Source organism: Kribbella sp. NPDC051587 (assembly GCF_044453945.1).
Taxonomy (GTDB): Bacteria; Actinomycetota; Actinomycetes; order Propionibacteriales; family Kribbellaceae; genus Kribbella.
Map to the genome: position 1 here is coordinate 138,288 of NZ_JBITDE010000004.1, position 25,422 is coordinate 163,709.

General features: G+C 67.0%; 25 protein-coding genes. 14 read left to right on the top strand and 11 right to left on the bottom strand.

The window, feature by feature from the left end:
• Positions 1–396: 396 nt before the first annotated feature.
• From ACIA49_RS16315 to ACIA49_RS16335, 5 genes are all read left to right on the top strand, one after another.
• Entirely contained in the window at positions 397–1,299 is a 903-nt protein-coding gene (locus tag ACIA49_RS16315) for an ABC transporter substrate-binding protein (protein ID WP_396377972.1), read from the top strand.
• Positions 1,299–2,270, top strand: a complete 972-nt coding sequence (locus tag ACIA49_RS16320; RefSeq protein WP_396377973.1) for an amino acid ABC transporter permease — start codon at positions 1,299–1,301, stop codon at positions 2,268–2,270. Before ACIA49_RS16315 ends, ACIA49_RS16320 begins: the two co-directional genes overlap by 1 nt.
• Positions 2,270–3,067 (top strand): amino acid ABC transporter ATP-binding protein, encoded by a 798-nt coding sequence (locus ACIA49_RS16325; RefSeq protein WP_396377974.1) that lies wholly within the window; start codon positions 2,270–2,272, stop codon positions 3,065–3,067. Before ACIA49_RS16320 ends, ACIA49_RS16325 begins: the two co-directional genes overlap by 1 nt.
• Positions 3,068–3,149: 82 nt before the next feature.
• Positions 3,150–3,542 carry an ATP-binding protein gene (locus tag ACIA49_RS16330; protein WP_396377975.1) on the top strand — a complete coding sequence of 131 codons (393 nt, stop codon included), beginning with the start codon at positions 3,150–3,152 and terminating at the stop codon, positions 3,540–3,542.
• A complete protein-coding gene (locus ACIA49_RS16335; RefSeq protein ID WP_396377976.1) occupies positions 3,539–4,324 on the top strand; it encodes an RNA polymerase sigma factor SigF in 786 nt (261 codons plus the stop codon). The genes ACIA49_RS16330 and ACIA49_RS16335 overlap by 4 nt, the downstream gene beginning before the upstream one ends.
• An 8-nt stretch (positions 4,325–4,332) precedes the next feature.
• Here the strand turns inward: ACIA49_RS16335 and ACIA49_RS16340 are convergent, their stop codons facing one another.
• Positions 4,333–4,629: a hypothetical protein gene (locus ACIA49_RS16340; protein ID WP_396377977.1), complete on the bottom strand. Its 297-nt coding sequence runs from the start codon at positions 4,627–4,629 to the stop codon at positions 4,333–4,335.
• Positions 4,630–5,198: 569 nt separating this feature from the next.
• On the opposite strand from ACIA49_RS16340, the gene ACIA49_RS16345 reads away from it, so the two are divergent.
• Positions 5,199–5,450, top strand: coding sequence for a WhiB family transcriptional regulator (locus ACIA49_RS16345; protein WP_132169366.1), 252 nt, complete (start codon positions 5,199–5,201; stop codon positions 5,448–5,450).
• 60 nt (positions 5,451–5,510) lie between these two features.
• Here the strand turns inward: ACIA49_RS16345 and ACIA49_RS16350 are convergent, their stop codons facing one another.
• Positions 5,511–6,989, bottom strand: coding sequence for a sensor histidine kinase (locus ACIA49_RS16350; RefSeq protein ID WP_396377978.1), 1,479 nt, complete (start codon positions 6,987–6,989; stop codon positions 5,511–5,513).
• Positions 6,990–7,072: 83 nt separating this feature from the next.
• Between ACIA49_RS16350 and ACIA49_RS16355 the strand changes: the two genes are divergently transcribed.
• Complete coding sequence (locus tag ACIA49_RS16355) at positions 7,073–7,978, top strand: DUF2785 domain-containing protein (RefSeq protein WP_396377979.1); 906 nt, start codon at positions 7,073–7,075, stop codon at positions 7,976–7,978.
• On the opposite strand, the gene ACIA49_RS16360 is transcribed toward ACIA49_RS16355, so the two are convergent.
• A complete protein-coding gene (locus ACIA49_RS16360; RefSeq protein ID WP_396377980.1) occupies positions 7,937–8,857 on the bottom strand; it encodes a helix-turn-helix transcriptional regulator in 921 nt (306 codons plus the stop codon). The genes ACIA49_RS16355 and ACIA49_RS16360 overlap by 42 nt on opposite strands.
• A gap of 52 nt (positions 8,858–8,909) precedes the next feature.
• On the opposite strand from ACIA49_RS16360, the gene ACIA49_RS16365 reads away from it, so the two are divergent.
• Positions 8,910–9,278 carry a VOC family protein gene (locus ACIA49_RS16365; protein ID WP_396377981.1) on the top strand — a complete coding sequence of 123 codons (369 nt, stop codon included), beginning with the start codon at positions 8,910–8,912 and terminating at the stop codon, positions 9,276–9,278.
• On the opposite strand, the gene ACIA49_RS16370 is transcribed toward ACIA49_RS16365, so the two are convergent.
• Positions 9,265–10,239, bottom strand: a complete 975-nt coding sequence (locus tag ACIA49_RS16370) for an endonuclease/exonuclease/phosphatase family protein (RefSeq protein WP_396377982.1) — start codon at positions 10,237–10,239, stop codon at positions 9,265–9,267. The genes ACIA49_RS16365 and ACIA49_RS16370 overlap by 14 nt on opposite strands.
• Positions 10,240–10,323: 84 nt before the next feature.
• On the opposite strand from ACIA49_RS16370, the gene ACIA49_RS16375 reads away from it, so the two are divergent.
• The 3 genes from ACIA49_RS16375 to ACIA49_RS16385 all read left to right on the top strand — a co-directional run bounded on the left by ACIA49_RS16375 (position 10,324) and on the right by ACIA49_RS16385 (position 12,969).
• Positions 10,324–10,599: a DUF3311 domain-containing protein gene (locus ACIA49_RS16375; protein WP_396377983.1), complete on the top strand. Its 276-nt coding sequence runs from the start codon at positions 10,324–10,326 to the stop codon at positions 10,597–10,599.
• A gap of 62 nt (positions 10,600–10,661) precedes the next feature.
• Entirely contained in the window at positions 10,662–12,251 is a 1,590-nt protein-coding gene (gene mctP, locus ACIA49_RS16380) for a monocarboxylate uptake permease MctP (protein ID WP_396378552.1), read from the top strand.
• A gap of 130 nt (positions 12,252–12,381) precedes the next feature.
• Positions 12,382–12,969 (top strand): DUF5317 domain-containing protein, encoded by a 588-nt coding sequence (locus ACIA49_RS16385; protein WP_396377984.1) that lies wholly within the window; start codon positions 12,382–12,384, stop codon positions 12,967–12,969.
• Here the strand turns inward: ACIA49_RS16385 and ACIA49_RS16390 are convergent.
• Entirely contained in the window at positions 12,931–14,211 is a 1,281-nt protein-coding gene (locus ACIA49_RS16390) for an HD-GYP domain-containing protein (RefSeq protein WP_396377985.1), read from the bottom strand. The two genes, ACIA49_RS16385 and ACIA49_RS16390, sit on opposite strands and share 39 nt — an antisense overlap.
• A complete protein-coding gene (locus tag ACIA49_RS16395; protein WP_396377986.1) occupies positions 14,208–15,569 on the bottom strand; it encodes an HD-GYP domain-containing protein in 1,362 nt (453 codons plus the stop codon). The genes ACIA49_RS16390 and ACIA49_RS16395 overlap by 4 nt, the downstream gene beginning before the upstream one ends.
• A gap of 254 nt (positions 15,570–15,823) precedes the next feature.
• Here ACIA49_RS16395 and ACIA49_RS16400 point away from each other — a divergent pair, with 254 nt between their 5' ends.
• Together ACIA49_RS16400 and ACIA49_RS16405 are read left to right on the top strand one after the other, a co-directional pair.
• Positions 15,824–15,898: a 50S ribosomal protein bL37 gene (locus ACIA49_RS16400; RefSeq protein WP_396378553.1), complete on the top strand. Its 75-nt coding sequence runs from the start codon at positions 15,824–15,826 to the stop codon at positions 15,896–15,898.
• 55 nt (positions 15,899–15,953) lie between these two features.
• Positions 15,954–18,692 carry a helix-turn-helix domain-containing protein gene (locus tag ACIA49_RS16405; protein ID WP_396377987.1) on the top strand — a complete coding sequence of 913 codons (2,739 nt, stop codon included), beginning with the start codon at positions 15,954–15,956 and terminating at the stop codon, positions 18,690–18,692.
• 18 nt (positions 18,693–18,710) lie between these two features.
• Here the strand turns inward: ACIA49_RS16405 and rsrA are convergent, their stop codons facing one another.
• From rsrA to ACIA49_RS16430, 5 genes are all read right to left on the bottom strand, one after another.
• Entirely contained in the window at positions 18,711–18,989 is a 279-nt protein-coding gene (rsrA, locus tag ACIA49_RS16410) for a mycothiol system anti-sigma-R factor (RefSeq protein ID WP_391547211.1), read from the bottom strand.
• On the bottom strand, positions 18,986–19,609 hold the full coding sequence (locus tag ACIA49_RS16415) for a sigma-70 family RNA polymerase sigma factor (protein WP_391547212.1): 624 nt from the start codon (positions 19,607–19,609) through the stop codon (positions 18,986–18,988). The genes rsrA and ACIA49_RS16415 overlap by 4 nt, the downstream gene beginning before the upstream one ends.
• Positions 19,610–19,733: 124 nt before the next feature.
• On the bottom strand, positions 19,734–20,375 hold the full coding sequence (locus ACIA49_RS16420; protein ID WP_391547282.1) for an alpha/beta family hydrolase: 642 nt from the start codon (positions 20,373–20,375) through the stop codon (positions 19,734–19,736).
• Between the two features lie 536 nt (positions 20,376–20,911).
• Positions 20,912–21,703 (bottom strand): SOS response-associated peptidase, encoded by a 792-nt coding sequence (locus tag ACIA49_RS16425; protein ID WP_396377988.1) that lies wholly within the window; start codon positions 21,701–21,703, stop codon positions 20,912–20,914.
• Between the two features lie 134 nt (positions 21,704–21,837).
• A complete protein-coding gene (locus ACIA49_RS16430; protein WP_396377989.1) occupies positions 21,838–22,509 on the bottom strand; it encodes a hypothetical protein in 672 nt (223 codons plus the stop codon).
• Positions 22,510–22,968: 459 nt separating this feature from the next.
• Between ACIA49_RS16430 and ACIA49_RS16435 the strand changes: the two genes are divergently transcribed.
• Positions 22,969–25,194: a sigma-70 family RNA polymerase sigma factor gene (locus tag ACIA49_RS16435; protein WP_396377990.1), complete on the top strand. Its 2,226-nt coding sequence runs from the start codon at positions 22,969–22,971 to the stop codon at positions 25,192–25,194.
• The last annotated feature ends 228 nt before the right edge of the window (positions 25,195–25,422 follow it).

Consider the following 25,422-nt stretch of genomic DNA (forward strand, 5'->3'; position numbering starts at 1 on the left):
TGGTTAACGGTGGACAACCCCCCACTTGCCTGGCCAGGCACCCAAATCAGGGGTTCCGCACCCTGGTTAACGGTGGACAACCCCCCACTTGCCTGGCCAGGCACCCAAATCAGGGGTTCCGCACCCTGGTTAACGGTGGACAACCCCCCACTTGCCTGGCTAGGCACTCAAATTGGGGGTTCCGCAGGGTGGTTAAGGGTGGAGAACCCCCGATGTGGGTGGGTAGGCAGTCGGGGGGAGAGTTACGGTGGGTAGTGGGGTGAGGACGGGGTGCGTACATCCACTACGAATAGGTCTCCATTCGGGGGATAACGCTGCGTACGGGGTAGCGCCCTGTGTCAAGATGCGGACCACACGGCGCCGGAATCCGGTCGGCGCCCGGTCTTGGAGGACTAGATGTCTGTCCTGCGGAGGACGCTCGTACTGTCGGGTGTCTTGGTTCTGGCTGCGGCCGGCTGTGGCTCGAACTCGCTCGAGAACAACGGGTCCGGCTCGAGCCCGAGCGCTCCCACGAGCGGACCGGCGTCCGTCGACCCGGCCCTGAGCGCCGCGCTCCCGCCGAAGATCGCGGCGGCCAAGAAGATCGTCGTCGGTGTCGACGCCAGCTACCCGCCGAACGAGTCGCTCGAGGGCGGCAAGACCGTGGTCGGGATGGACGTCGACCTGTTCAACACCGTCGCCGCGAAGTTCGGCGTCACCGTGGACTGGCAGCCGGCCGGCTTCGACACCATCATCACCGGTGTCCAGGGCGGCAAGTACGACATGGGCATCTCGTCGTTCACGATCAACGACAAGCGCAAGCAGCAGGTCAACATGGTCAGCTACTTCAGCGCCGGCACCCTGTGGGTGACCGCGAAGGGCAACCCGAAGGGTGTCAACGCCGACGACGCCTGCGGCAAGACGGTCGCCGTCCAGAAGGGCACCACGCAGCTCGAGGACGACCTTCCGAAGCGGCAGGCCAAGTGCAAGACCGACGGCAAGCCCGAGATCAAGCTGGTCGTCCGCGACAAGCAGGACCAGGCGACCGCGGACCTGGTGGCCGGCAAGGCCGACGCCATGCTCGCCGACTCCCCCATCTCGCTGTACGCGGTCAAGCAGACCAACGGCGCGCTCGAGCAGCTCGGTGAGATCTACGACGCCGCGCCGTACGGCTACGTGATCCCGAAGGCCCAGGCCGACTTCGCGAAGGCGATCGCCGAGGCCCTGAAGGCATCCGCCGCCGACGGCTCCTACAAGGCCGCGCTGGCCAAGTGGGGCAACGAGTCGGGAGCGATCTCCGACTTCGCGGTCAACCCCTGATGAGTGCCGACCCAACCTCGGACGGCACCCCGGCCGGTACGACGACCGACCGGCCGGGCGCGATCAACGCCGTACCGGTCCGTCACCCCGGCCGGTGGGTCGCGATCGCAGTGATCGCGGTCCTGATCGCGATGCTGCTGCACCTGCTGCTCACCAACAAGGCCTTCGACTGGAAGTTCGCCTTCGAGGCGATGAACCAGAAGCCGGTGATCAACGGCTTCCTCAAGGGCACGCTGCTGGTCACCGTGCTGTCGATGGTGGTCGGTGTCGGCGGCGGCGTCCTGCTGGCGGTGATGCGGCTGTCGGACAACCCGATCCTGTCCGGGGTCTCCTGGGCGTTCACGTGGTTCTTCCGCAGCGTCCCGCGGTACCTGCTGCTGTTCACGATGGGCACGCTCGGCGTGCTCTTCCCGAACGGCGTCGCGCTCGGCATCCCGTTCGACTGGAAGATCATCGACTGGCTGGGGATGTCGGGTGACTGGCGGTTCCTGACCCTGGACGCCAACCAGGTGTTCACCGGGCTCGTCGCCGGTGTGATCGGCCTCGGGCTCTCCGAGGCGGCGTACATGGCCGAGATCGCCCGCGCCGGGATCATGTCGGTGGACAAGGGCCAGGCCGAGGCCGCGGAGGCGCTCGGGATGAGCAAGGGCAAGGCGATGCGCCGGGTCGTGCTGCCGCAGGCGATGCGGGTGATCGTGCCGCCGACCGGCAACGAGACGATCGCGATGCTGAAAGATACGTCACTGCTGCTCGCCGTCCCGGTGATCGGCGAGCTGTTCTACCAGTTGCAGTCGATCGGTTCGACGTACTACAAAACGTTCCCGATCGCGGTCGCCGCGACGCTGTACTACCTGGCCGCGACCAGTGTGCTGATGGTCGGCCAGTACTTCCTCGAGCGGCGCTTCGGCCGCGGATTCGGTACGACGTCGGCGCCGCGGGCCGCGCGTCCGGCCGGGGCAGGGGGTGCGTGATGACCGAGTCCTTGGTGCATGCGGTCAACGTGACCAAGTCGTTCCACCACAACGAGGTGCTGAAGGGCATCGACCTCGATGTCGACGCCGGCCAGGTGGTCTGCCTGCTCGGGCCCTCGGGGTCGGGCAAGACGACGTTCCTGCGCTGTATCAACCAGCTCGAGACGATCGACGGCGGCCGGATCTGGGTCGACGGCGACCTGATGGGGTACGCCGACCGCGCGGGCAAGCTGTATCGCCTGAAGGACAAGGAGATCGCGGCCCAGCGGCGCGAGATCGGGATGGTCTTCCAGCGGTTCAACCTGTTCCCGCACATGACCGCGATCGAGAACGTGGCCGAGGCGCCGGTCCAGGTCAAGGGCGAGTCGAAGAAGGTGGCCCGCGAGCGCGCCCAGTCGCTGCTCGACCGGGTCGGGCTGGGTGACCGCTGTGCGGCGTACCCGGCGCAGTTGTCCGGTGGCCAGCAGCAACGAGTGGCGATCGCCCGGGCGCTGGCCATGCAGCCGAAGCTGATGCTGTTCGACGAACCCACCTCCGCGCTCGACCCCGAACTGGTCGGCGAGGTGCTGACGGTGATGCGTGAACTGGCCGCCGACGGGATGACGATGATCGTGGTCACCCACGAGATGTCGTTCGCCCGCGAGGTCGCCGACACGGTCGTCTTCATGGACGGCGGCGTGGTCGTCGAGGCCGGTCCCCCGGCCGACGTGATCGGCAACCCGCAACACCAACGCACCAAGACGTTCCTCAGCCGGCTCACGGCCGAACACCCGGGCGAGCGCCCGCGGGATGTCTGAACACTCCTAAGGGTTGGCGCCGTGCTTGAAATGCGGTGAGAGTGGTAGAAGTACGGCGTCAGGCCAAACTGGAGGAGACGAAGTGAGCAGCACGGGGCAATCCGCCGAGGTCCGCCTGAGTATCCCGGCCGACGGTGCGTACATCGCCGTACCGCGGTCGGTGGTGGGCAACCTCGCGGCGCGCAACGACTTCACCGTCGACGCGATCGACGATCTGCGGATCGCCGTCGACGAGGCGTGCTCCCTGCTGCTCCCGCAGGCCACGGACGGCGTGCTGGAGTGTGTTTTCGAGGTCGCTCCGCCGCAGCTGACGGTCCGCACGAGCGCCGTCGTACCGGAAGGCTGGACGCCGGACACGACGTCGTTCGGCTGGACGGTGCTGACCGCACTGGTCGAGACCGCGGCCGTCGAGACCATCGACGGCCGGCTCACCATCACCGTGACCGCCTCCGCCAGCGCCACGGAGAACGCGTGACCGACGACAGATCAGCTGACGACCACCCCGATCTGCGCACCCGCACCGCCACGTTCTTCGCGGCGATGGCTGCGGCCGGACGCGGTACGCCGGAACACGTCGCCGCGCGCGATGGCCTGGTCTCGCTGCACATGCCGCTCGTGGAGCATCTGGCCCGCCGCTTCCGCAACAGGGGCGAGCCGTACGACGACCTGGTGCAGGTCGCGACCATCGGCCTGATCAAGGCGATCGACCGGTTCGACTCCGACCGTGGGGTCGAGTTCTCGACGTACGCGACCCCGACGATTCTCGGCGAGATCAAGCGGTATTTCCGGGACAAGGGCTGGGCGATCCGGGTCCCGCGGCGCCTGCAGGAGCTGCGGTTGTCGCTGACCGCGGCGACCGCCGAGCTCACCCAGGAGCTCGGCCGGGCACCGACCGTGGCCGAACTGTCTGTGCGCTTGAGCCTGCCGACCGACCTGGTGATCGAGGGGCTCGAGTCCGCGAACGCCTACAACACCTTGTCCCTGGACGCTCCGGACCAGAACGAGTCCGACGCGACCACGGTCCTGGACGGGCTGGGCGGCGAGGACGAGGCGCTGGAGAGCGTGGAGTACCGCGAGTCGCTCAAACCCCTGCTGGCCCAGCTGGACACCCGCGAGAAGCGGATCCTGACGCTGCGGTTCTTCCGGGGCATGACGCAGTCCCAGATCGCCGAGGAGATCGGCATCTCGCAGATGCACGTCTCCCGGCTGCTCGCCCGCACCTTGACCGAACTCCGCGCAGGTCTGCTCAAGGAATAACCAAAGAATTAAAGGACCGGGTGATCTTTTTCCGAGTCGCCCGCCAGCGCTTTCGTGGATTCTTTACGAAAGACCCCGATCAGTACGGCGATCGCTGCCACCGCGAGGGCGAAGCCGACCCCCCTGGTACCGCTGCCCCAGAAGCTGTAGGCGAGTGCCAGCTGGATCAACTGGGTGAACACGGCCGGCCCACGGCTCCAGGTGGAGGCCCGGAACAGGCCGCGCGCGACCGCGCCCAGCCCCACGCCGTACAGGATGAAGAACGCGGTGACGGTGAGCCCGAGGACCAGACGGGAGCTGTGCATCGTAAATGCTTCGACAATTCCGAGGACGACGAACACAAGCCCTTCCGCTGCGACCACCGCCGCGGCTAACTTCAATGGTCTCGGTACTACGGCAGCTGGGGAGTCGGTCGGCACTCCGTCAGCTTAATGCGCGTTGGGCCGGGGTACTCGGGCGCACGGGACGACAACCACCTCTTTCCGCGCCCCGGCCGGGTGAGCGGAACCCCAGCCCCACAGGGATTCGAGGTTGTGCGTAACCAAAGCGTTGTTCCATCGGTTACTTGCAGTGAACGGGTGATTGCGAGTTCGCGCCTCTGTCCGGTTAACGGACGGGCTGGGCCGTCACGCACCGGTTCGTAGTGTTAAGGAAGTGTTGTGATCTGATCGACAACTCCAGAACCCTTGTTTCGCACGGCTGAGATTGGGAACATGGAGTCGTTCGTGAAAGCGTTCACAACTTGCCGCGAACATTCAGACCCTCGCCTGACGGTCCCCTCCGTCGCGAGAAGTACGACGAGTACAGCACCCGCTGATCGGGCACAGACCAGACCGACAGCGTACTTCCACTACTGAGAGAGATGGGATTCGCCATGGATTGGCGCCACCGGGCCATTTGCCTCGATGAGGACCCGGAACTGTTCTTCCCCATCGGCAACACCGGGCCCGCGATCATGCAGATCGAGGAGGCCAAGCAGGTGTGCCGCCGGTGTGACGTGCGTGAGCAGTGCCTTGCGTGGGCACTGGAAGCCGGCCAGGACCACGGTGTCTGGGGCGGCCTGAGCGAGGACGAGCGACGTGCGCTGAAGCGCCGTAACGCCCGCCAGCGCATCCGCACCGCCTGAGCTGAGCGTTTCGTCGAGGCCCCGCGGGATCCGCGGGGCCTTTGCTGTTCAGCGGTGCCGCTAGTCAGCGACCGGAAAGTCCAGTGTCACTTGGGTTCCTGCCTTGCCGTCGCGGCGAGGACCGAACTCCAGCGTGCCGTCGAGCTCGCCCAGCACCAGCGTGCGAACGATCGACAGGCCAAGGTTTCCGGACAGTTCGGAGTCGAAGTTCGCCGGCAGTCCCTGACCGTCGTCGACGACGGTCGCATGCAACCGGCCGACCGACCGCTCACCGGTCAGTTCGATGACTCCACTGGATTCCCCGCCGTCGCGGGTGCCGAAGGCATGCTCCACGGAGTTCTGCATGAGTTCGGTCAGCACCATCGCCAACGGTGTGGCCTGATCCGAGTCCAGGACCCCGAAGCTGCCGGTCCGGCGGATCTCGACCGCGGTCGCGACCGTCGACACGTCGGCCACCATCGCGGCCACCCGGTCGGCTACGTCGTCGAAGTCCACATGCTCGTCGAACGATTCGGAGAGTGTCTCGTGCACGATCGCGATCGAACCGACCCGGCGGACCGCTTCGGCCAACGCCTCCTGGGCTTCCGGCACGGTGATCCGGCGGCCTTGCATGCGCAGTAACGCGGCGACGGTCTGCAAGTTGTTCTTGACGCGATGATGAATCTCCCGGATGGTCGCCTCCTTGGTGACCAGCTCCCGTTCCCGGCTGCGCAGCTCCGTCACGTCCCGGAGCAGGATCAGAGCGCCTACATGCTGGCCGTCGGCCCGCAACGGGATCGCTCGCAGGAAGAGCGTCGCGTCGGAGTTCTCGATCTCGATCTCCTGCGCCGCACGTCCCGTCAGTACGGTCGCCAGTACGTCGTCGACCTTGCGTCCGCTATGCAGCAACTCCGCGGTGACATCCTTCAGCCGGCTGCCGACCAGGTCGGTGACCAGGCCCATCCGCCGGTACGCCGACAACGCGTTGGGGCTGGCGAACGTCACCATGGCGTGCCGATCGACCCTGATACACCCGTCCCCCACTCGGGGCGACGTGGACAGCAGCCGCTCCCCGCCGTACGGGAAGATGCCGTCGGTGATCATCCGGGCCAGGTCGGTGGCGCTCTGCAGGTAGGCGATCTCCAGCCGCGACGGGGTGCGGACACCGAGCAGGTTGGTGTTGCGGGCGATCACCGCGATCACGCGCGAGCCACGCCGTACCGGGATCGTCTCGACCCGCACCGGTACGTCGTCGCGCCACTCCGGGTCGCCTTCGCGGCAGATGCGGCCACCGTCGTAGGCCTGGTCCAGCAGGTGCCGACGGCCGCGCGGGATGAAGCTGCCGACGATGTCGTCCAGGTACGCCGTCGGTCCGGTGGTCGGGCGCATCTGGGCACCGGCCCAGAAGCCGAGGCCTTCGGTGTCGGGCAGCCAGAGGACCAGATCGGCGAACGAGAGGTCCGCCAGCATCTGCCAGTCCGAGACGAGCAGCTGCAGGCGATCCAGGTCGGCCTGGTCCAACGTTGTGTGGTTTCTGGCCACGTCACTCAAAGACGGCACGTTGCTGATGCTACCTAGGTCGGGCAGCTCGACATTTGGGTGTAGACAGGTGTTTGATCTCAGACGGACGGAAGGATCTTTCGGTGGAGTCGACGTACTGGCAGGACGTGATGGCCGCGGACTACGCGGTTCCCCACGATCGTGCGCTGAACGACCTCACCGAAGAGCTCGTCCGCGGTCTGGCGTCGACCAACCCGCAAGTGCGCGACGCACTGGCCTATCCCACTTTGGCGACCTGGCTCGAGCGGGGCGTGTACGACGACCTCCTGCCCGGCTTCGGCGACGGCCTCTGCGCCGGACTGTCCTACGGGCTGGGTGAGGAGGGGACCGACAGCGTGTTCCGCCGGTCCTTCACCGCTCTGACGCTGGCTGAGGTCATCCACCGCGACAACGCCGAGTTCCTCGTCCACGACGAGGTGGTGATGCGCTGGGGCGACCGGCTGGCCACCTGGCTGCTGCGCGAGCGCGACCTGCGCGGGTACGTGCCGGACTGTGGCTGGGCCCATGCCGTTGCCCACGGCGCCGATGCGATCGGTGCGCTGGCCCGCTCCCGGCACTGCGATGTCGGAGTGCTCCGGGCGCTGCTCGACGTACTGGCTGATCGGATCGTCAAGGACACGCAGTACCGCTGGGTGCATGAGGAGCACGACCGGGTTGCCCATGCGGTGATGACGATCCTGCACCGCAACATGTTGACGAGTGACGAGCTGGAGCGCTGGCTGAAGCCCATCGCGGCGACTGCGGCCCAGCAGCCGCTTATGCACGAGACTCTGCCCGAGTGGCCAACTCCCCCTGTCTTCAACGCACGTGGCGTGCTGCATGTGCTGCTGAGCCAGCTGGCGATCGGTGTGAAGGGCTTCCCGATCCCCGGGGACGACGAGCTGTTCGGCCGGCCTATTGAGGCCCGCGCGGATCTCCTGCTGATGCTGACTGAGGCAGTGCAGGGATCACAGCCCTACATCTACCGGCCGGCCACTAATCCGTCGTAGCCGGTCTGCCAGCTGACGCACGTGGTCCCGCAGCTCGTCCGGTGTCTCGATCACGAACGGTCGGTCGAGTCCGGCCAGCAGGGCAGGCACCCAGTCGAGTCGCTCGGCTCTTAGCTCAACCCGTACTTCGTTCTCCAACTGTGTGAGCACTGCCAGACCAGGTGGGAGCCGCAGCTCCTGCACTGTGCCCTGCACCCGCACCGAGACCCGGTGAGCCCACGGAGTTGTCGCCAGCGAGCGCAGTACTGCGTCAGCCGCGTCACCTGGTGGCGGAGCGCCCTCGGTTGCTGCCAGCAACGATGCCGCGGCGATGCGGTCCAGCCGGAACGTGCGGTCGGCGGTGGCGACGTACCAGTGGTCGCCGTGCCCGACAACGCCGTACGGCGTGATGCTCCTCGTGCTCGTCTGCCCGTGACGATCGGTGTAGGTGATCTCTACTGCCTGCTGGTCTCGGGCGGCTTTGGCGATGGTGAGGAGGACATTCGTGTCGGCGGGACCGGGGCGCTGGGCTGTGGTGAATGAGGCTGTGTCGAGGAGAGCGCCGAGGCGGTCGGCCAGCTGCTTGGGGAGCACTCGGCGGAGTTTGGACAGTGCGCTCTCGGCTGCGAGTGAGTCGGGGCCGGAGTGCAGTCCGATGGCCACGGCCACCGCTTCGTCATCGGTGAGCATCAGCGGGGGCATTCGGTAGCCCGGTGCGAGGTGATAGCCGCCGTACCGACCGCGAACCGAGCGGACGGGGATGTCCAGGTCGGTCAGGTGCTCGGCGTACCGGCGGACTGTGCGCTCGTCGACACCGAGGCGGTCAGCGAGGTCGGCGACCCGTCGGGTGCCGCCGCCTTGGAGGAGCTCCAGGAGTGCCAGGACCCGTGCGGTGGACATTGGATCAGAATACCGGGCGGAAGGTGTCCGGTATTGGTTCTACTGTCTGGGGATGACGACTTTTGCTTCGGTCCGCATCGTGACGGACAACCTCGACGGCATGACGGCTTTCTACGAGCGCATCACCAGGATCACCGCGAGCCGGCCGGCGCCGGTCTTCGCCGAGTTCCGGACGGCTGCGGGCACCCTGGCGATCTCCAGCAGTGAACTAACCAACCGGTTGTATGGCGCAGACGTCGTCCGGCCGGACCCGATCCACTCGGCATTCCTGGAGTTCGAGGTCACCGACACCGACGCCGAGTACGAGCGGCTGTCCGACCTGGAGTTCCTGCAGAAGCCGACCACGATGCCGTGGGGCAACCGTTCGGTCGTACTGCGCGACCCGGACGGCAATCTGGTGAACCTCTTCACCCGGCCTTAGGGACGGCGACCGTCGCGACGACCGCGAGGTGATCGGTGCCCTCGATCTCGTACGTCGCGAACCGCAGTGGCTCGATCGTCCGGGTGGCCAGAACGTGGTCGATCTGGGTCCGGGCGATCGCCGGCTGGTCCGACGGCCACGTGCCCTTGAGACCGCCGCCCACGGACGGTCCGACGCTGTGACAGTTCGACGCGAGGGCCCAGCGGAAGTCGGAGTGGTCCAGGGTGGCGTTGAAGTCACCGGCCACGATGGTGGGCGGGTCCTGCGCGCACCAGCGCCGTAGCTGCGTCAGGTCGTGCTTCCACGGCGGTACGTCGTCCGGCAGCGGCGGGTAGCCGTGGTACGCGACCAGCCGCAGCTCACCCAGATTCCCACCGGTGATCATCAGGTTGCCGAAGCTGGTCGGCAGGTCCTGCTTGACCTGGACCGCACCCAGGGTGGGCGCTACGAGCGCGCTGGTGGCGCTCTCCACGGCTTTGGTGGGCTGCTCGGTATAACCGACGTACTTGAGGTCCTCGAGCTGCGCACGGATCTCCTCGCGGACGTCGACCTGTGCCTCCGGCAACGACACGAGGTCCGGCTTGCGCTCCCGGATGAGTGCGGCGACCGCACCGGCGTTCGCACCACCGCCCAACACGTTGGCGACCATGATCGTCAGCACTCGGGTGTCCGCGGCCGGCGTCCTCGGATCACTCGTCACCCGGGGCAGGGTCAGCCCTGCACCGACCAGAGTCAGTGCGGCGACCAGTCCGGCCGCTATCCGCCAGCCCTTCCGGATCAGCATCAGCAGGGCTACCACGAACACCAGGACGAGCCCCTGCGGACGGAACGCGACCAGCTGGGCGAAGGGCGTGACCTCGTCGAGACCGTAGAGCTCCGGATAGAGCGGGACGGCAACGATCACCACAAAGAGCACGGACAGCACGACCCGGCGTACGAGCCATGCCTTTTCGTTATCCACGGACCACCCCGAAGCTCTAGTCGCTTGTCCGGACGAAACGGTAGCGTGCTCCGTTGCGCCCGCACTGTCCCGAGGAGGTTCGCAGTGTCCCGATTGTCCGCGGTGAAACCCGCGTACTGGATTGCCGGAGTGCTACTGGCGGTCACGGTTCTCGCACCACTCATTGTGTCGACCTATGCCAAGGCCGAGCCCCGCCTGTGGGGTTTCCCGTTCTTCTACTGGTACCAACTGCTGTGGGTCGTGCTGTCCGTGTTCACGGTCGGTATCGCGTACAGGCTGGTCATGGGTGAGGAACGCAAGCGGCGGGCTGCCCAGGGTCTCGGTGACCCGGACAAGCCGGCGAAGGGGGCAGAGCAGTGAACCACTCAGTCGACTGGGTGCAGTTGATCGTCGTCGTCGTGATCTTCGCCGCCGTCACGGTGATGGGCTTCATGGCGTCGCGCTGGCGCTCCTCGGGCGCGATGGACAACCTGGACGAGTGGGGCCTGGGTGGCCGGGGCTTCGGCACCTTCATCACCTGGTTCCTGCTCGGTGGCGACCTCTACACGGCGTACACGTTCATCGCCGTACCGGCCGCCATGTACGCGACCGGAGCCGTCACCGGCTTCTTCGCCGTGCCGTACACGATCGTGGTCTACCCGGTGATCTTCGTCTTCATGTCGCGGCTCTGGTCGGTCTCGCACCGGCACGGCTATGTGACGCCGGCCGACTTCGTCCGCGGCCGCTACGGCAGCCGGTGGCTGTCGCTGGCCGTCGCACTCACCGGCATCCTGGCCACCATGCCGTACATCGCGCTGCAGCTGGTGGGTATGCAGGCGGTCTTCGAGACCATGGGCCTCGGCGGCAGCAACGTGCTGGCCAAGGACCTGCCGCTGCTGATCGCGTTCGCCGTGCTCGCGGCGTACACGTACTCCTCGGGTCTGCGGGCCCCGGCGATGATCGCGTTCGTCAAGGACGGCCTGATCTACCTGGTGATCGCCGTGGCGATCCTCTACCTGCCGCACGTGCTCGGCGGCTGGGACGCGATCTTCGGTGCCGCGGAGAAGAAGCTCACGACGCCGAACCCGGCCACCGGCAAGCCGGTGGGTACGTTCATCCCGGGCGCGGCCGGACATTCGGCGTACTGGACGCTGGCACTGGGCTCGGCGCTGGCCCTGTTCATGTACCCGCACTCGGTGACCGCGGTGCTGTCCACCAAGAGCCGCAACATCGTCCGGCGGAACGCGGCGATCCTGCCGGCGTACTCGCTGCTGCTCGGTCTGCTCGCCCTGCTGGGCTTCATGGCCATCAAGGCGAACGTGAACATCAAGGGCCTCGACGGCCTGGCCAACCCGCAGCTGGCGATCCCGCGGCTGTTCGACCAGGAGTTCCCGTCCTGGTTCGCCGGGATCGCGTTCGCGGCGATCGCGGTCGGTGCGCTGGTGCCCGCGGCGATCATGTCGATCGCGGCGGCCAACCTGTTCACCCGCAACATCTACAAGGAGTTCATCAAGAAGGACGCCCAGCCGGCCCAGGAGGCCAAGGTCTCCAAGCTGGCCTCGCTGCTGGTGAAGTTCGGGGCACTGATCTTCGTGCTCGGGATGGACAAGACGATCTCGCTCAACCTGCAGTTGCTGGGCGGCATCTGGATCCTGCAGACGTTCCCGGCGATCGTGGTCGGCCTGTTCACCCGCTGGTTCCACAAGTGGGCGCTGCTGGCGGGCTGGGCGGTCGCGATGGTCTGGGGCACGATCGAGGCCTACAACGTGGTGAACCCGGCCACCAAGAAGCACTTCGGTGGTTCGGTCACGAACATCCCGTTCACCGACACGCAGGCCTACATCGGCCTGGTCGCGTTCGCCCTCAACCTGGTGATCGTGATCGTGCTGACGCTGATCCTGCGGACACTCAAGATCGCGTCCGGCGAGGACGTCACGCACCCGTCGGACTACACCGCCGACAAGGGAGATCCCGGCGTACAGGATCTGCCCGACCTGCTCGACGAAGGCGGCGCGGCGACAGCCAAGTCCTAGTCTTCGGGAAGCGGCGGCCCTTCGGGGCCGCCGCTTTTGTTTGTGCTGACGTTACGTTTTGCCATCGTATCGACACGCTGCGCAGTCAGCTTGCCCGAATTCGGGCCGTCCGACCGGCAGAATCGCGAGCGTGTTGCTGGTCCTCCTCGTCATGGCGCTCGCCGCCCTCGCGGCGCTCGCCACGGGCGGACGCCTCGGCCGCCTTGCCGACAACACCCTGACCGGCCTGCACTGGCTCGCCGCTGCCGCCATCGGCCAGCTCCTCGGCGCCCTCTTCGGCGGTACGGCGTACCCGGTCGGCCTGATCGGCTCAGCCGTCTGCATCGCCGTCTTCCTGCGCGAGAACCTCCGCCGCCCCGGCGTCGGCCTACTCGCCTTCGGCTTCTTCTCCAACGCCGCCGTCGTCGCCCTCAACGGCGCCATGCCCGTCTCAGCCGCCGCTCTGGCCCGTGCAGGCCTCCCGGCCGGTGTAGTGACCGACCAGCGCCACGAGCTCGTCACAGCCACCACCACGTGGCCCTGGCTGGGCGACGTCGTACCCGTCGCCCTCCCCGGCCTGGGGCAGGCGGTCAGCCCCGGCGACGTCCTCATCGCCGCCGGCGCCGGGCTCCTCCTGTACGTCGGCATGGGCGGCTCGGGGCGTATCCCCACCAGCGAAGCCCCCACCTGGGACGACCTCTTAGAACCGGAAGCCGCGCCCAATCACCCGCCGGAGTGAGTCGACCACCACCGGGTCGTACTCCGCGCCGATCCCCAACCCGATCGACTCCATCGCCTTGTCCGGCGACTGCCCACCGCTCTCCCCCACCAACTGCTCGTACGCAAGCGCCACGTTCACGATCCCACTCTCGACCGGAATCTCGGCATTGTTGGCGCGCCCATGCCGATAAGGATCATTCGAGTGCCGCACGATCTCCGCCACATGATCCAGCACCCCCGACCGCTCAATCACCGAAGCCCCGATCTCCGCCGCCCGCTGCCGCTCCTCCCGCGTCCGCAGCAGACTCGCCCCACCCGGACTAGGATCCGCCAACGCCAACTGCCCGATCCCGGACAACAAAGCGGCGTACTCCAAGGCCTCCATGCGAGCGGGAGTCAGCCCCATGTCGTGCCCCATGGCGACGGCCAACTGCGCGGTCCGCGCGTTCTGCCCAGGTGAGCTGAAGCCTGCGATCTCCGTACTGCGCGCCATCGACCGAACCGTCGCCCGATACGTCCGTTGGGCCGACGCGAACCGCCGGAAGGCGAACTGGGTCAGCAACAACGGCACCACGACCAGCGGCACGGCCCACAACCCGATCAACGACGTACCTGCTGCGAGCATCACACCACTCAGCCCCATCGCCATACCGATCCGGCCCATGACGACGAGTTCGTCGCGCAAGGCCGCCGGGAACGGGATGTTGAGCCGCTCGGTCGCCTGCCCGGCGCCAACCAGCGCGTCGACGAAACCGGCTGCCAGTACGCCGAGAACCATGGCCCCGATGAGCGGGATGCCGTGGCGCCACGAGCTGTCCCAGTCCAGATCGCTCGGTGTGACTGCCGCGAAGACGGCCGCCGCGCACCAGACCGAAATGACACGTCGGTTCGAAACCACCAGGTCCCAGCGCAGGCCGGCGATCGCCAGGGGCGCGATACCAGCCAGAGTCGCCAGCCAGGTCACGGCGATGATCTGGGCCAGCTCCGGCGGATCTGCCAGCGACGGACCGCGCAGCATCGCGTAGGCGAGGGCGGCGCTGGTCGCGATCGGCGCGCGGTTCTTGCTGCGATCGACCCGGAACTGCACCATCTCGCCGATGGCGATCAGCAGCCCGAACACGACGGCGAAGGCCCACTCCGTCACACCGTGCCGCAAGGTGACCAGAAATCCGGCGATGCCGATCACCGACCCGGCACAGAGAATCACTGCACCGCTGCCGAGCTTCCGCGGGTCGAAGGTCTCGTCGGTCGTCAGGCTCATCCGGGCCCCGCCGCCGACCCGGAGGCCCCGCCACCGCTGTCCAGACTGAGGTCGTCGTGGTCGACACCGGCCTCGACCGTCTCGTCCGGCGCCGGCTGCTCCTTGCGCGCCGCCGTCCAGCCCTGGGACCGGATCACGGTGATGAACGCGTCGACGAGCTGCGGATCGAAATGGGTCGTCCGGTCCTTGTCCAGAATGGCCAGCGTCTCCTCGACACTGCGGGCCGGCCGGTACGAGCGCGTCGAGGTCAACGCGTCGAATGCGTCCACGATGCCGATGATCCGGGCGAAGTACGGAATGTTGGTGCCGCTGAGACCGGCCGGATAACCAGTTCCGTCGTACTTCTCATGGTGGTGAAGAACTGCCGATTTCACTTCTTCCAGGAAAGGAATGTTGCCGATCAGCTCGACACCCCGGGCCGGGTGGAGCCGGACGGCGTCCATCTCGGAATCGTCCAGCCGGCCCGGCTTACGAATGATGCTGGTCGGTACGCCGACCTTGCCGACGTCATGCAGCAGTCCCGCATGCTCCAGCGCCTCCTGGCGATCCTCCGGCAGCTTCAGGAACCGCCCGACCATCCCCACGCCCTGGCTGACCCGCTCGGAGTGACCACGAGTGTAGAGATCCTTGGTCTCGATCACCTGGATGAAGGCGCGCATCGCCGCCTCCTGAGCCTGCCGCTCCGCCAGGTCCTGCGTCAGTGCCCAACGGGCCACGACCAGCGGCACCATGACCAGCAGCCCGGCCACGACACGGAGGCCTCCGGTCCAGGCCATCGCCATCAGCACACCGAGGAAGCTGTAGCCGAGCATCGGCAGAGCCGTGGATCCGACGACGTCCCGGAAGAAGTACACGACGACCTTGACGCCACGCTCGAGGCCGAGCACAGCGGCCATCATCAGGGCGTTCGCGCCCTGATGCAGCAGACCTGCCACCACGACGGCCAGGATGGCCTCGGGGGCGTGCTCAAGCGCCGCGTCTCCGGTGGGCCCGTTCAGCAGGCCGTAGCCGAGCGCACCGGCCGCAGCGGTCAGAATCCACTGCGAGCTGTTGTAGAGGCGCTTCATGATCGGCACATTGCGTGGCTGCGCCAGCGAGGCGACCCCCGCGACGACGACCGCCGTCGAAGGGCCACAGATCACGTACACCGACATGATGACGATCGTCGCCATGCTGGCGCCGCGTGCCGGTCCATGCGGAAATCTCAACGTGCTGGCGGCCAGGGCGACAGCACACAACTGTGCAGTGGCTGGCACGTCGTCGACCTTGCGGATCGCGATCAGCCAGACTGCGAGCGCGACGATCGAAGCCGCTGTCACCAGAAGGCGAAGCGCCGAACGGTGCAACGTCGTCGTCATCACACGCCTTCAATAAGAGTCACCACTCCCAGATCGACGTGCCCATGGTAAGTCACCTCCGATCAGCGGCGAAGTCTCGAACCCAAATCGGGTTCAGGGGGGCTAGACAGCGCATCGCTGACTCGACTGAATTTTGCTCGTACCGGCTGCGCCGAAACACTGTAAGCCAGACTGTGACCCCCCGCCGGACACGAGCAACTGTGCGTGGTATGAGAGACTGTGACTCTTTGCAGTTGTTTCTAGGAGGCTTTGAAATGGGCAAGACCGGCCGCAAGCGTCGCTCGCGCAAGAAGAAGGGCGCGAACCACGGTAAGCGCCCCAACGCCTGAACGCAGGCGACTACGCAAAGCGAGGACCCCGGCCGAAAGCCGGGGTCTTTGCAATTTGGTCACAACGCACGGAAGACCAGCATTATCAGAGGTCCTGTATTCGGAGCGTCTCCAAGTGCACACCGAATGCGATCTTCAAACGCCTGTTGGGTATTCTGCACGAATCCGTGCAAGCCACCGGACCTCGCTGGCCGGCCCCGCGGCGGACCCCCTCGACGACGCTGATGTGGATAACTTCAGCGAACCGTCGGCGGAGCCTCCTATTGTTAGCTCCGGACCACCCGCCCTGGCCGTCACCCAGGAGTGGGCTGATTGCAGAAGGGAGGTGGGTCAGCTGACCGACGAGAGCTTGAGTGACCTGTTACGCAAGTACCGCGGCCGGGCCGGGCTGACCCAGGCCGCACTTGCGGCCAAGGCCGGATTGAGCGACCAGGCCATCAGCGTCCTCGAACGAGGAACCCGCCGCCGCCCCCGCATCGACACCATCCGCGCCCTGATCAAGGTGCTGCGCCTCGACAAGGACGAAGCCGCCCAGTTCCTGGCCGTTGCACGAGGCAAGAATCCTTCGGCAGAGGAAACGGCAGCCGAACCTGAGCCGGCCAGTGAAACGTTACCTCTGCCCTGGCAGCTGCCGCCGGCGGTCTCCGATTTCACCGGCCGCACCGCCCAGATCGAAGCAATTCTTGATGCCCTGCGTCATCCTGACGGTGCGCCGAGCGCCACCGTTGGTCTCGTCGCGGTCACTGGGATGGGTGGAATCGGCAAGACCACCCTCGCCGTTCAGGCTGCCCACAAACTCGTCGACAGCTACCCGGACGGTCATCTGTACCTCAACCTCCGCGGCTACGGGCCTGGTAAGCCGGTATCGACCGCAGATGCGTTGCGGCAGCTGTTGCGATCGCTCGGCACCGAGCCGCAGCTCATTCCGGACCAGGTCGAGGAGGCCGCGGGCCTGCTGCGTTCGCAGTTGGCCGGGCGACGAGTCCTGCTGTTCCTCGACAACGCCGCCGATGTGGCACACGTCATGCCGCTGCTGCCCGGCAACCCCGGCTCGGCCGCGATCATCACCAGCCGAGGATCGTTGTCCTCGTTACCCGGAGCCCGTCAGGTGCGACTCGACGCGCTGTCGCAATCGGAGTCGGTCGAGCTGCTGTCAGGTGTCATCGGCCAGTCGCGCATTGCCGCCGAGCCCGCAGCAGCAGAGGCGCTGGCCTCTTTCACGGGCCGCCTGCCACTGGCCGTCCGGCTGATCGGCGGCCGCCTCGCAGCCCGTCCGAGCTGGCCCATCCAGCACCTGGTCGAACTGCTCGAGGACGAGGACCGACGGCTCGACACTCTCGGTTCCGACGAGACCGGCGTACGTGCCAACATCGCCAGCTCGGTCGACTTCCTGCAGACCAGCGACCGTGCCCTCGACCGCGAGGCCGCACGTGCGCTGGCGCTGCTGAGTATTCCGGACGGAGCGGATCTACTCACGGTCGTTGCTGCCCAGATCCTTGAGCTGCCGACGCGGAAGACGAACGCGATCCTCGAGCGCCTCGCCGACCTCAACCTGATGGAATCGGTCGCTCCGGAGCGCTACCGGTTTCACGACCTGATCCGCGCCTACGGGCGGGAGATCGCCGACGACACCCTGTCGGTATCCGAGTCGCATCACAGCCTTGAGCGGGTGCTGCGCTTCTACATCGGCTGTGCCTGGCAGTGCCAGACGCTGACGCACACCGCAAGCCCCCGGATCCCGCTCGCCACCGTGCCGCCGCTCCAGCTTCCCGCGTTGGCAACCCGGACGTCCAGCCTCCAGTGGTTCGATGCGGAGCAGCGCAACCTCATGGACCGATTCGCGCAGGCAACATCGGTGATGGCCGGCTCGACCCTGCTTCCCGAGGCGGCCCTCGCGATGTTCGGGTATCACGAGTCGCGGCGGCGCTGGATGGAGATGGAAGAGATGTCCCGCGGGGCGGTCGAGCTGGCAACGAAACTCGATCTGCCGTTGATGGCGGCTTGGCTGCAGCACGATCGCGCCATCCCCACGGTCGAGAACGGACGACTCGAATCGGCCGTTCCCTCTCTGTCCAAAGCCCTCAGCATGTTCCAGGATGCCGGCGATCTGACCGGGCAGTCGCGATGTTCCTCGTCGCTGACCTACGTACTGGCCGGGCTGGATCGGATCGACGAGGCGCTCGAGTTCGGTAAGCAGTCGCTGGAGATCAGCGAGAAGCTCGGTGACCAGGTCCTGGAGGGCGTTGCGCATACGGCTCTCGGCGTCCTCTACAACCGGGTCGGCGACTACGAACAGGCGGACACGAACTTCGACCGGGGCATCGCGCTCGCCCGGCAGATCGGGCACAGCCGCTCGGAGCAGAAGCGGAATGCGAACGCGGCGTTCTCGCACCTGTTGGCCGGACGGCTGGCCGCGGCCGACCGGTACAACCGCGAGGCCCAGCGCATTGCCGAAGAGGCAACAGACGATGTCGCTCGCACCGAGTCCCACCAAACACGTGCGCTCATCTTTGCCGCGGGCGGAGATTATGCGGCCGCGGCGAAGCAGGCCGAGGCTGGAATTCATTTCGCCAGGCGGTCCGCGGACGCCATCCGCGAGGGACGTCTATACCTTGAACTCGCCCGCATTCAGGCCGCTGCGGGCGAGCGCTCGGCCGCCATCATGAACGCGACCCAGGCCGTCACCAAACTGACCCGGACGTCGCCGGTCCACGAGAAATACGCCCGCGATCTGGTCGATCAGTTGCGTCGCGGAGAGCCGTACACCTACGCGTTCACCCATCACGCGATCTGAACCGGTCTACGGACCGGTTCAGTCGGTGGTGATGATGGTGGTCTCTACCTGGACCTGGGTGAGGCGGAGGAGGATCTTCTGGCGGAGGGCTTCGGGGGCGTGGTCGGAGCCGCAGGAACGGTGGACCAGCTTCTTGATGCACCGTTCCAGGTCGTACTCGTCGAGGCACGGGGCGCATTCCTCGAGGTGCTGGCGGATCTCTTCGGTGCTGGCGCCTTCGATCTCGTTGTCGATGAAGACGTAGACCCGCTGAAGGATCTCGTTGCAGTCGACGTCGTGGTCCTCGCCGCAGCTCACGACTCCTCCTTCTTCGCGGTCGCGTCGTCGTCCGAACCGGCGATCAGGCCGCGGTCGCGGGCGTAGTCGGCCAGCAGTTCACGCAGCTGGCGCCGGCCACGGTGCAGGCGTGACATCACGGTGCCGACCGGCGTACCCATGATGTCGGCGATCTCCTTGTAGGCAAAGCCCTCGACGTCGGCCAGGTACACGGCCAGCCGGAAGTCTTCGGGGATCGACTGCAGCGCCGACTTCACGTCGGAGTCGGGCAGGTGCTCGAGAGCGACCGCCTCGGCCGACTTCAGGCCGCCCGGGGTGTGGGACTCGGCGGCGGTGAGCTGCCAGTCCTCGATCTCCTCGGTCGGTGACTGCGTGGGCTGGCGCTGCCGCTTGCGGTAGCCGTTGATGAACGTGTTGGTCAGGATCCGGTACAGCCACGCCTTCAGGTTGGTCCCGGGCGTGAACTGGTGGAAGGAGCTGTACGCCTTCGCGAAGGTGTCCTGGACCAGGTCTTCGGCGTCGGACGGGTTACGCGTCATCCGCATCGCCGCGGCGTACATCTGATCGAGGAACGGCAGCGCCTCGCGCTCGAAGCGCGCGGTCCGCTGCTCGGGTGTCTCGGTGGTCGTCGGTGTCGGCATCGTGATCGAGAATACCGGGCTCTTCCCAGTGTTCCGCGCCGGAGCCAGACTCGTTGCCGTCATGACCGTCACAACAACCCCCGGTACGGCGTAATTCCCGCCGTACCGGGTCAGCTGGTGACCACTATCCGGACACCTCGCGGACGACCCATTCGAACACAGCTTCGACCAGAAGCTCGTAGGACTCGTCCTGCGTCAGCTCGGCCTTCTTCGGCACCTTGAACGAGTGATCCGCATCCGGGACGACAGCCATCTCGGTCAGCGGCGGGAACTCCTCAGGCGTCCCGAAGGTGTCCCGCTCCCCCTGTACGACGAACGTCGGCAGCCCGGTCCCTCGCAACTCATCGACTCGCGACTTCTCCGGCTTGCCCGGTGCATGCAGTGGAAAAGCCAACGCCAGTACGCCGGACGCTCCGAGACTGCTCGCGGTCCGGCAAGCCACCCGCGCGCCCGCACTTCGCCCACCGATCACCAGCGGGGTGCGGATCCGCAACTGCCCGACGATCGCGATCCAGGCCTCGTCGAGGATCTTCGGCGCCGGCGCCAACTTCTTGCCGGCCCGCTTCCACGGCTGCTCGATCAGAAAGACATTGATGTCCTGCTTCGGCAGCCGTGCCGCCAACGCAGCCAGGTCCGGCGCCTCGATCCCTCCACCGGCCCCATGACCGAGCGCCAGCGTCGCCACCGGCCGCCGAGCCCGGTGCGCCACGATCCGCGCTTCCCCGTGCGGGGTCCCCACAATTCGTTCGTCGGTCACCCGCCCCATCCTGTCATCCGCAGGCAGGAACGCAGCACAACCGCCGACGCGGGTCGGACCCGCACCTTGAGCACGGTTCAACCATTCCGGCCGACGAAACATGGTCGACCGGTGCTCAAGGTCGCGCACCCCAACCCACCTTGAGCACGGACCAACCATTTCCAAGCAGCAGATCCCGGTTAAACGGTGCTCAAAGTGCTGAGCCAGAGCGAGAGGAGGCACCGTGTCTGGGCGACCGCATCGGCCGGCTCCCGCCTATCGGCGTACCGACCGACGGGTAGTGGTGGGCTACCCACCACGAGCGCAGGCGTGAACTGCCACCCGTATCGACCGGTCGAGCGACGACTACCCGTTCGTCGGTACATCCTGGCCGATCGGCAAAGCAGCAGCCGACGGATTTGATCGGAGCTCAGCTATTCCCGGGCACCACAACCCGGGCCGGGGACCTGTGGTGCGAGGTCTCTTGCCACCAATGCCTGTCTCCGGCCGTCAGTGGCGGCCGGGGCCGGAGAAGGACGGCTGTGAGGCTCGGCGGTGGGGTTGGCTCAGAAGAGCGTCGTACCGTCTTCGCCGCCGACTGGGGGTGTGCCGTCGGGTGGGAGGGGGTCGAGGAGGTGGGGGCCGTTGTTGCGGACGGAGCCGACGGCGGTGGAGACGGCGTAGGCCTCGAGGCGGCCGGGGGCGGCGGGGACCAGGAGGCTGAGGAGGTCGTCGGGGTCGGAGGACAACGGGTCGAGCCAGGCGTCGTACCGGTCGCGCTCGACGAGCAGCGGCATCCGGTCGTGGATGCGGCCGAGGTCGTCGGTGGCGGAGGTGGTGAGGACGGTGCAGGTCCAGAGCCAGGCCTCGTCGGACTCGGCGTCGGCGACTGTCTTGTCGCGCCAGATCTCGTAGAGGCCGGCCATCGCGAGGATGCCGCCGTCGGCGGGATGGATGAAGTACGGCTGCTTGACCGGCTTGCCGTCCTTCTTCTCCTCGGCCGTGTACCACTCGTAGTAGCCGTCGGCGGGCAGGATGCAGCGGCGGGACGCGAAGGCCTTCTTGAACGCCGGCTTCTCGGCGACCGTCTCCATCCGCGCGTTGATCAGCCGCGACGCGATCGTGGTGTCCTTGGCCCAGGACGGCACCAGCCCCCACTTGACCGTGGTGAGCTTGCGGACCGTCTCGTCGGGCACCTCGCGGTTCTTCCGCTCGACGACCGCGATCACCTCGTTGGTCGGGGCGACGTTGTAGTTCTCGCCGAGCTCCTCGACCGACTCGCGCACATTGCCCGCCTGGATCTCGAACTCCTCGACGAGATCGGACGGGTTCCGGCTGGACGCATACCTACCGCACATACCGACAGCCTAGACACGGTGACCGACAAAACTGGACTGCAACAAGCGGTAGTGGATCGCCCACCCCGTGATGGGCGATCCACTACCGGCCTGAGGCGTCCGGGCGTCCCCCTGTCGGCGCCCGGACGCGAGTTCTAGGGGCGCGCCAATTCGTCCAGCACCCGCTCGGCCATCACTTCGGAACCGGGCAGACCCTCGATCCAGACGCGGGCCAGCTGCGGTACGTCGGTGTCCAGCCGCCACTGGGTGATCAGGGCTCGTACCGTCTCGACCTGCTCCGGCAGGTTCGGGTCGCGGCCGACGAGCGCCGCCGCGCGGCGTGCGCCGACGCGACCCAGTACGTCACCCCCACAGAAGACGATGCGCAGGCACTCCGCGACGTCGACGAGGCGGAGTTCGCGCTCGAACGGCGGCGTGCCTGGGGGATTGAGCGGCTCGACAACCACCAGTGCGTGGGTCTGCGGTACGGAAGTTCCACGGAACTCCGCCTCTCGGTAGAGCTCTCCCAGCCGGGACCGCAGGTGCGCCAGGCTGGACAGCCCGGTCAGCGGGTCCTCGCAGGACAGCGTGTGGAGATAGATCAGCGAGGCCTCGGCCCAGCTGGAACTGAGTGCGCGTACCGCGGCGAAAGCCGGCTCGCCCCCGGCGATCGAGCGGTACAGCGCACTCAGCCCATCGAGTGCCTCGAGCAACGAGACTCCGTCGGCCGCCAGCCGGCGGCCGACCTCGTCACTCGCAGGCACGACATCGGCACCGTCGTGCAACGCCTCGGCAATCGCGAGATAGGCGCTGTGATCGGTACCCAATCCCCCGTGATGTGGTGCTTCCCCGTGTAGTTGCCCTCCGTGCGGGTCCCTCCTCCCGCGCGGCGGACCTGATGACCCCAGATCAGGGGACGACGCCTCCGGCGTGTTCCGGGCGGGCGACCCCGCCAGGTTCAGGGACTTCGGCGGGCGCAGGTCGAACCGTCGGCGGATGTCCGCGAACAGTGACATGTCCCTCCTCAGGGGTCCCTTCAGTCTCCCGGCCGGACGGCCGGAAGCGTCGTTCCAGGGATGAGACAGCCGGCCGGGAAGTTCATGACGCGGATTCCCAAAACTTTTTTCGCGTAACTTCCGTGCTGGTCATCTCGTCAGGAAAGAGGCACAGTTCCGCGTCAGAAACAGATGCGTGGGAGCGTCTCTCGTGGGAGCCTTGTCTCCGGCAACGATGTGACACACGGTGACAACGCGGGCCAGTACAGTGAACGAGAGCACGGGGGAAACATGGAGACGCCGGAAGGGCCGAGCGACGCGGAGCTGATCGCGCGCGTTCGCAACGGCGACCTGGAGGCGTACGGCGAGCTGTTCGGCCGGCACCACCACGCAGCTGAGCGGATGGCACGCCAGCTGGTTCCGGCCGGAGACGCCGACGACCTGGCCAGTGACGCCTTCGCCAAGGTGCTGGACGCGCTGCGCGGCGGCGGTGGCCCCGACATCTCCTTCCGTGCCTACCTGCTCACGACGGTACGGCGTGTGCACGTCGACCGGATCCGGTCGGGCAAGAAGGTCCAGACGACCGACGACATCGCGGCGTACGAGCGGGAGCCGGAGACCTTCGACGACCCGACCGTGACCGGCTTCGAGAGCGGTGCGGCGGCCAAGGCGTTCGCAAGCCTCCCGGAGCGCTGGCAGGCAGTGCTCTGGCACACCGAGGTCGAGGGCGAGAAGCCGGCCGCTATCGCGCCCCTGCTCGGGCTGACCGCTAACGGTGTCTCCGCACTCGCCTACCGGGCCCGTGAGGGTCTACGGCAGGCCTACCTGCAGCAGCACCTGGCTGACGTGGCCGGTGACCGTTGCCGCTGGACTACTGAGCGTCTGGGTGCCTACGTCCGCGGCGGTCTGACCAAGCGCGAGAACCGCAACGTCCGCGAGCACCTGGACGACTGCGCCAAGTGCACGGCTGTCTACCTCGAGCTGGTCGAGGTCAACAGCGCACTGCCAGCCCTGCTCGCCCCGGCCCTGCTCGGTACGGCGGGTCTCGGCTACCTGGCCGCAGCCTCCGGCACCAAGATCGGGCTGGCCGGTGTCTTCGTCACCTTGTGGCGCAAGGCAACGGAGAACAGCACGCGGACCGCTGTCGGAGCCGGTGCGGTCGTGGTCGTCGCAGTGGCCGCAGTGATCGCCGCTATGGCGCTGACCGGCAACGAGACTCCCCCAGCCGCGATCGACAAGCCGTCCGTGCCGCAGCCCACCAAGCCGCCGGCGAATCCGCCGACCGTGCCACCGGTCAAGCCCCCGACGCAGCCGCCGCCTGTGAAGCCGACGACTGCGCCCACCACGGCTCCCACGACCGCCCCGACGACAGCTCCGACCACTGAGCCAACGACCCCCACGCCGATCACGCCGACGCCCACGCCGCCTACTCCGACAACACCCGTGCTGGACGAGGGGCTGCTGACGATCAGCATCCCGCCGGCCACGCGGATCTCCGGTGGCGGTAGCGCACCAGCCGCGGCAGCAGCAGGCATGAGCTTCGTGATCACCATCAAGACTCCGACGGGCAACCAGGAGCCGGTGGTGATCGGTCTCAAGTACGGCAAGTCCCTCGCCTGGCCGCTCACCGGCAACCCGCGCGGCTGGACCTGCGACAAGGCAGCCGGGACCTGTACGGCGACCAACTCGGCCAAACCGGAGCCGATGACCGTGTCGTTCACGAACCCGACCGGTGGCACGAACCCGGACCGCACCTTCACCGTGTCCGCCAAGACAGGCCGCTTCTACGACGACGACTCGCGCACCCTGGAAGCCCCGGCGCGCACCGACGAGAACCTGCTCAAGATCTTGAAGGGCCCGGCCGACAACGACGTCCACCACCGGGTGCTGACAGTTGCTCCGGGCCTGGACCGGACCGCGGTGACGCTCAAGATCAGCCTGGGCTCCAGCCTGCAGTGGCCGTTCATGAAGAACCCACTCGGCTGGAAGTGCTCCCCCACAACCAAGACCTGTACATCGCTCACTCCGCTGAAGCCGGTCCCCCTCCCTGCCGTCTTCCCAGTGCCTGAGGGCGGTTCGGCCAGCGCCAGGACGTTCACAGTGAGCGCCACGGCCGGTCTGGTCAGCGACACCGACTCCGAGACGCTCCCCGGCGTACGGAACGACGAGTCACTACTGCAGATCCTCACTCCGTCACCGCACGACGACCCGAACCCGTTCGTCTACAACCGGTTCCTCCAGGTCAACGGCGTCACGAATCGCCGCGTCACCCTGGACATCTCCTGGGGCAGGAACCTGTCCTTCCTGAACGCGCTGGACCACGGCTGGACGTGCTCCCGGTCCACCGACGTACGGCGGGCGACCTGCTGGACGGACAGCTACCGCAAGCCGTTCAACTCCGAGTGGACCGCCTGGCCAGGCAAGGGCAGCGCCAACACCGTCACCGTGTACGCCCACGTCGGCGGCCGCCAAGACACCGATTCCGTCCAGATCCCCCCAGCTTCGGGCAGCCGCTGAAATCCTGTTGCCCACTTGGGTTATCGTTGTTCTGTTCGCGCTGAGGGAACCGAGTAGCGCCGTACACCACGTCCGAGAGAGTCGCCGGTAGCTGTGAAGGCGGCACGTGGAGCGGTCGTGAAGACACTCCTGAGCGGATGCACGGCAAGAGGCCAGGGCGTTCGGTCCTGGTGAAGGTGTGGTGGCACCGCGAGATTCCCCTTCGCCCACACCTCCGGGGTTCGAGTA

Excerpts from the sequence above, each read along its gene's own strand:
- ACIA49_RS16425 (WP_396377988.1), bottom strand. The coding sequence starts at position 21,703 with ATGTGCGGTAGGTATGCGTCCAGCCGGAACCCGTCCGATCTCGTCGAG.
- ACIA49_RS16365 (WP_396377981.1), top strand. The coding sequence starts at position 8,910 with ATGACGACTTTTGCTTCGGTCCGCATCGTGACGGACAACCTCGACGGC.
- ACIA49_RS16390 (WP_396377985.1), bottom strand. The coding sequence starts at position 14,211 with ATGAGCCTGACGACCGACGAGACCTTCGACCCGCGGAAGCTCGGCAGC.
- ACIA49_RS16320 (WP_396377973.1), top strand. The coding sequence starts at position 1,299 with ATGAGTGCCGACCCAACCTCGGACGGCACCCCGGCCGGTACGACGACC.
- ACIA49_RS16340 (WP_396377977.1), bottom strand. The coding sequence starts at position 4,629 with ATGCACAGCTCCCGTCTGGTCCTCGGGCTCACCGTCACCGCGTTCTTC.
- ACIA49_RS16325 (WP_396377974.1), top strand. The coding sequence starts at position 2,270 with ATGACCGAGTCCTTGGTGCATGCGGTCAACGTGACCAAGTCGTTCCAC.
- ACIA49_RS16360 (WP_396377980.1), bottom strand. The coding sequence starts at position 8,857 with ATGTCCACCGCACGGGTCCTGGCACTCCTGGAGCTCCTCCAAGGCGGC.
- ACIA49_RS16345 (WP_132169366.1), top strand. The coding sequence starts at position 5,199 with ATGGATTGGCGCCACCGGGCCATTTGCCTCGATGAGGACCCGGAACTG.
- ACIA49_RS16315 (WP_396377972.1), top strand. The coding sequence starts at position 397 with ATGTCTGTCCTGCGGAGGACGCTCGTACTGTCGGGTGTCTTGGTTCTG.
- ACIA49_RS16420 (WP_391547282.1), bottom strand. The coding sequence starts at position 20,375 with ATGGGGCGGGTGACCGACGAACGAATTGTGGGGACCCCGCACGGGGAA.
- mctP (WP_396378552.1), top strand. The coding sequence starts at position 10,662 with ATGGGCTTCATGGCGTCGCGCTGGCGCTCCTCGGGCGCGATGGACAAC.
- ACIA49_RS16435 (WP_396377990.1), top strand. The coding sequence starts at position 22,969 with ATGGAGACGCCGGAAGGGCCGAGCGACGCGGAGCTGATCGCGCGCGTT.
- ACIA49_RS16395 (WP_396377986.1), bottom strand. The coding sequence starts at position 15,569 with ATGACGACGACGTTGCACCGTTCGGCGCTTCGCCTTCTGGTGACAGCG.
- ACIA49_RS16415 (WP_391547212.1), bottom strand. The coding sequence starts at position 19,609 with ATGCCGACACCGACGACCACCGAGACACCCGAGCAGCGGACCGCGCGC.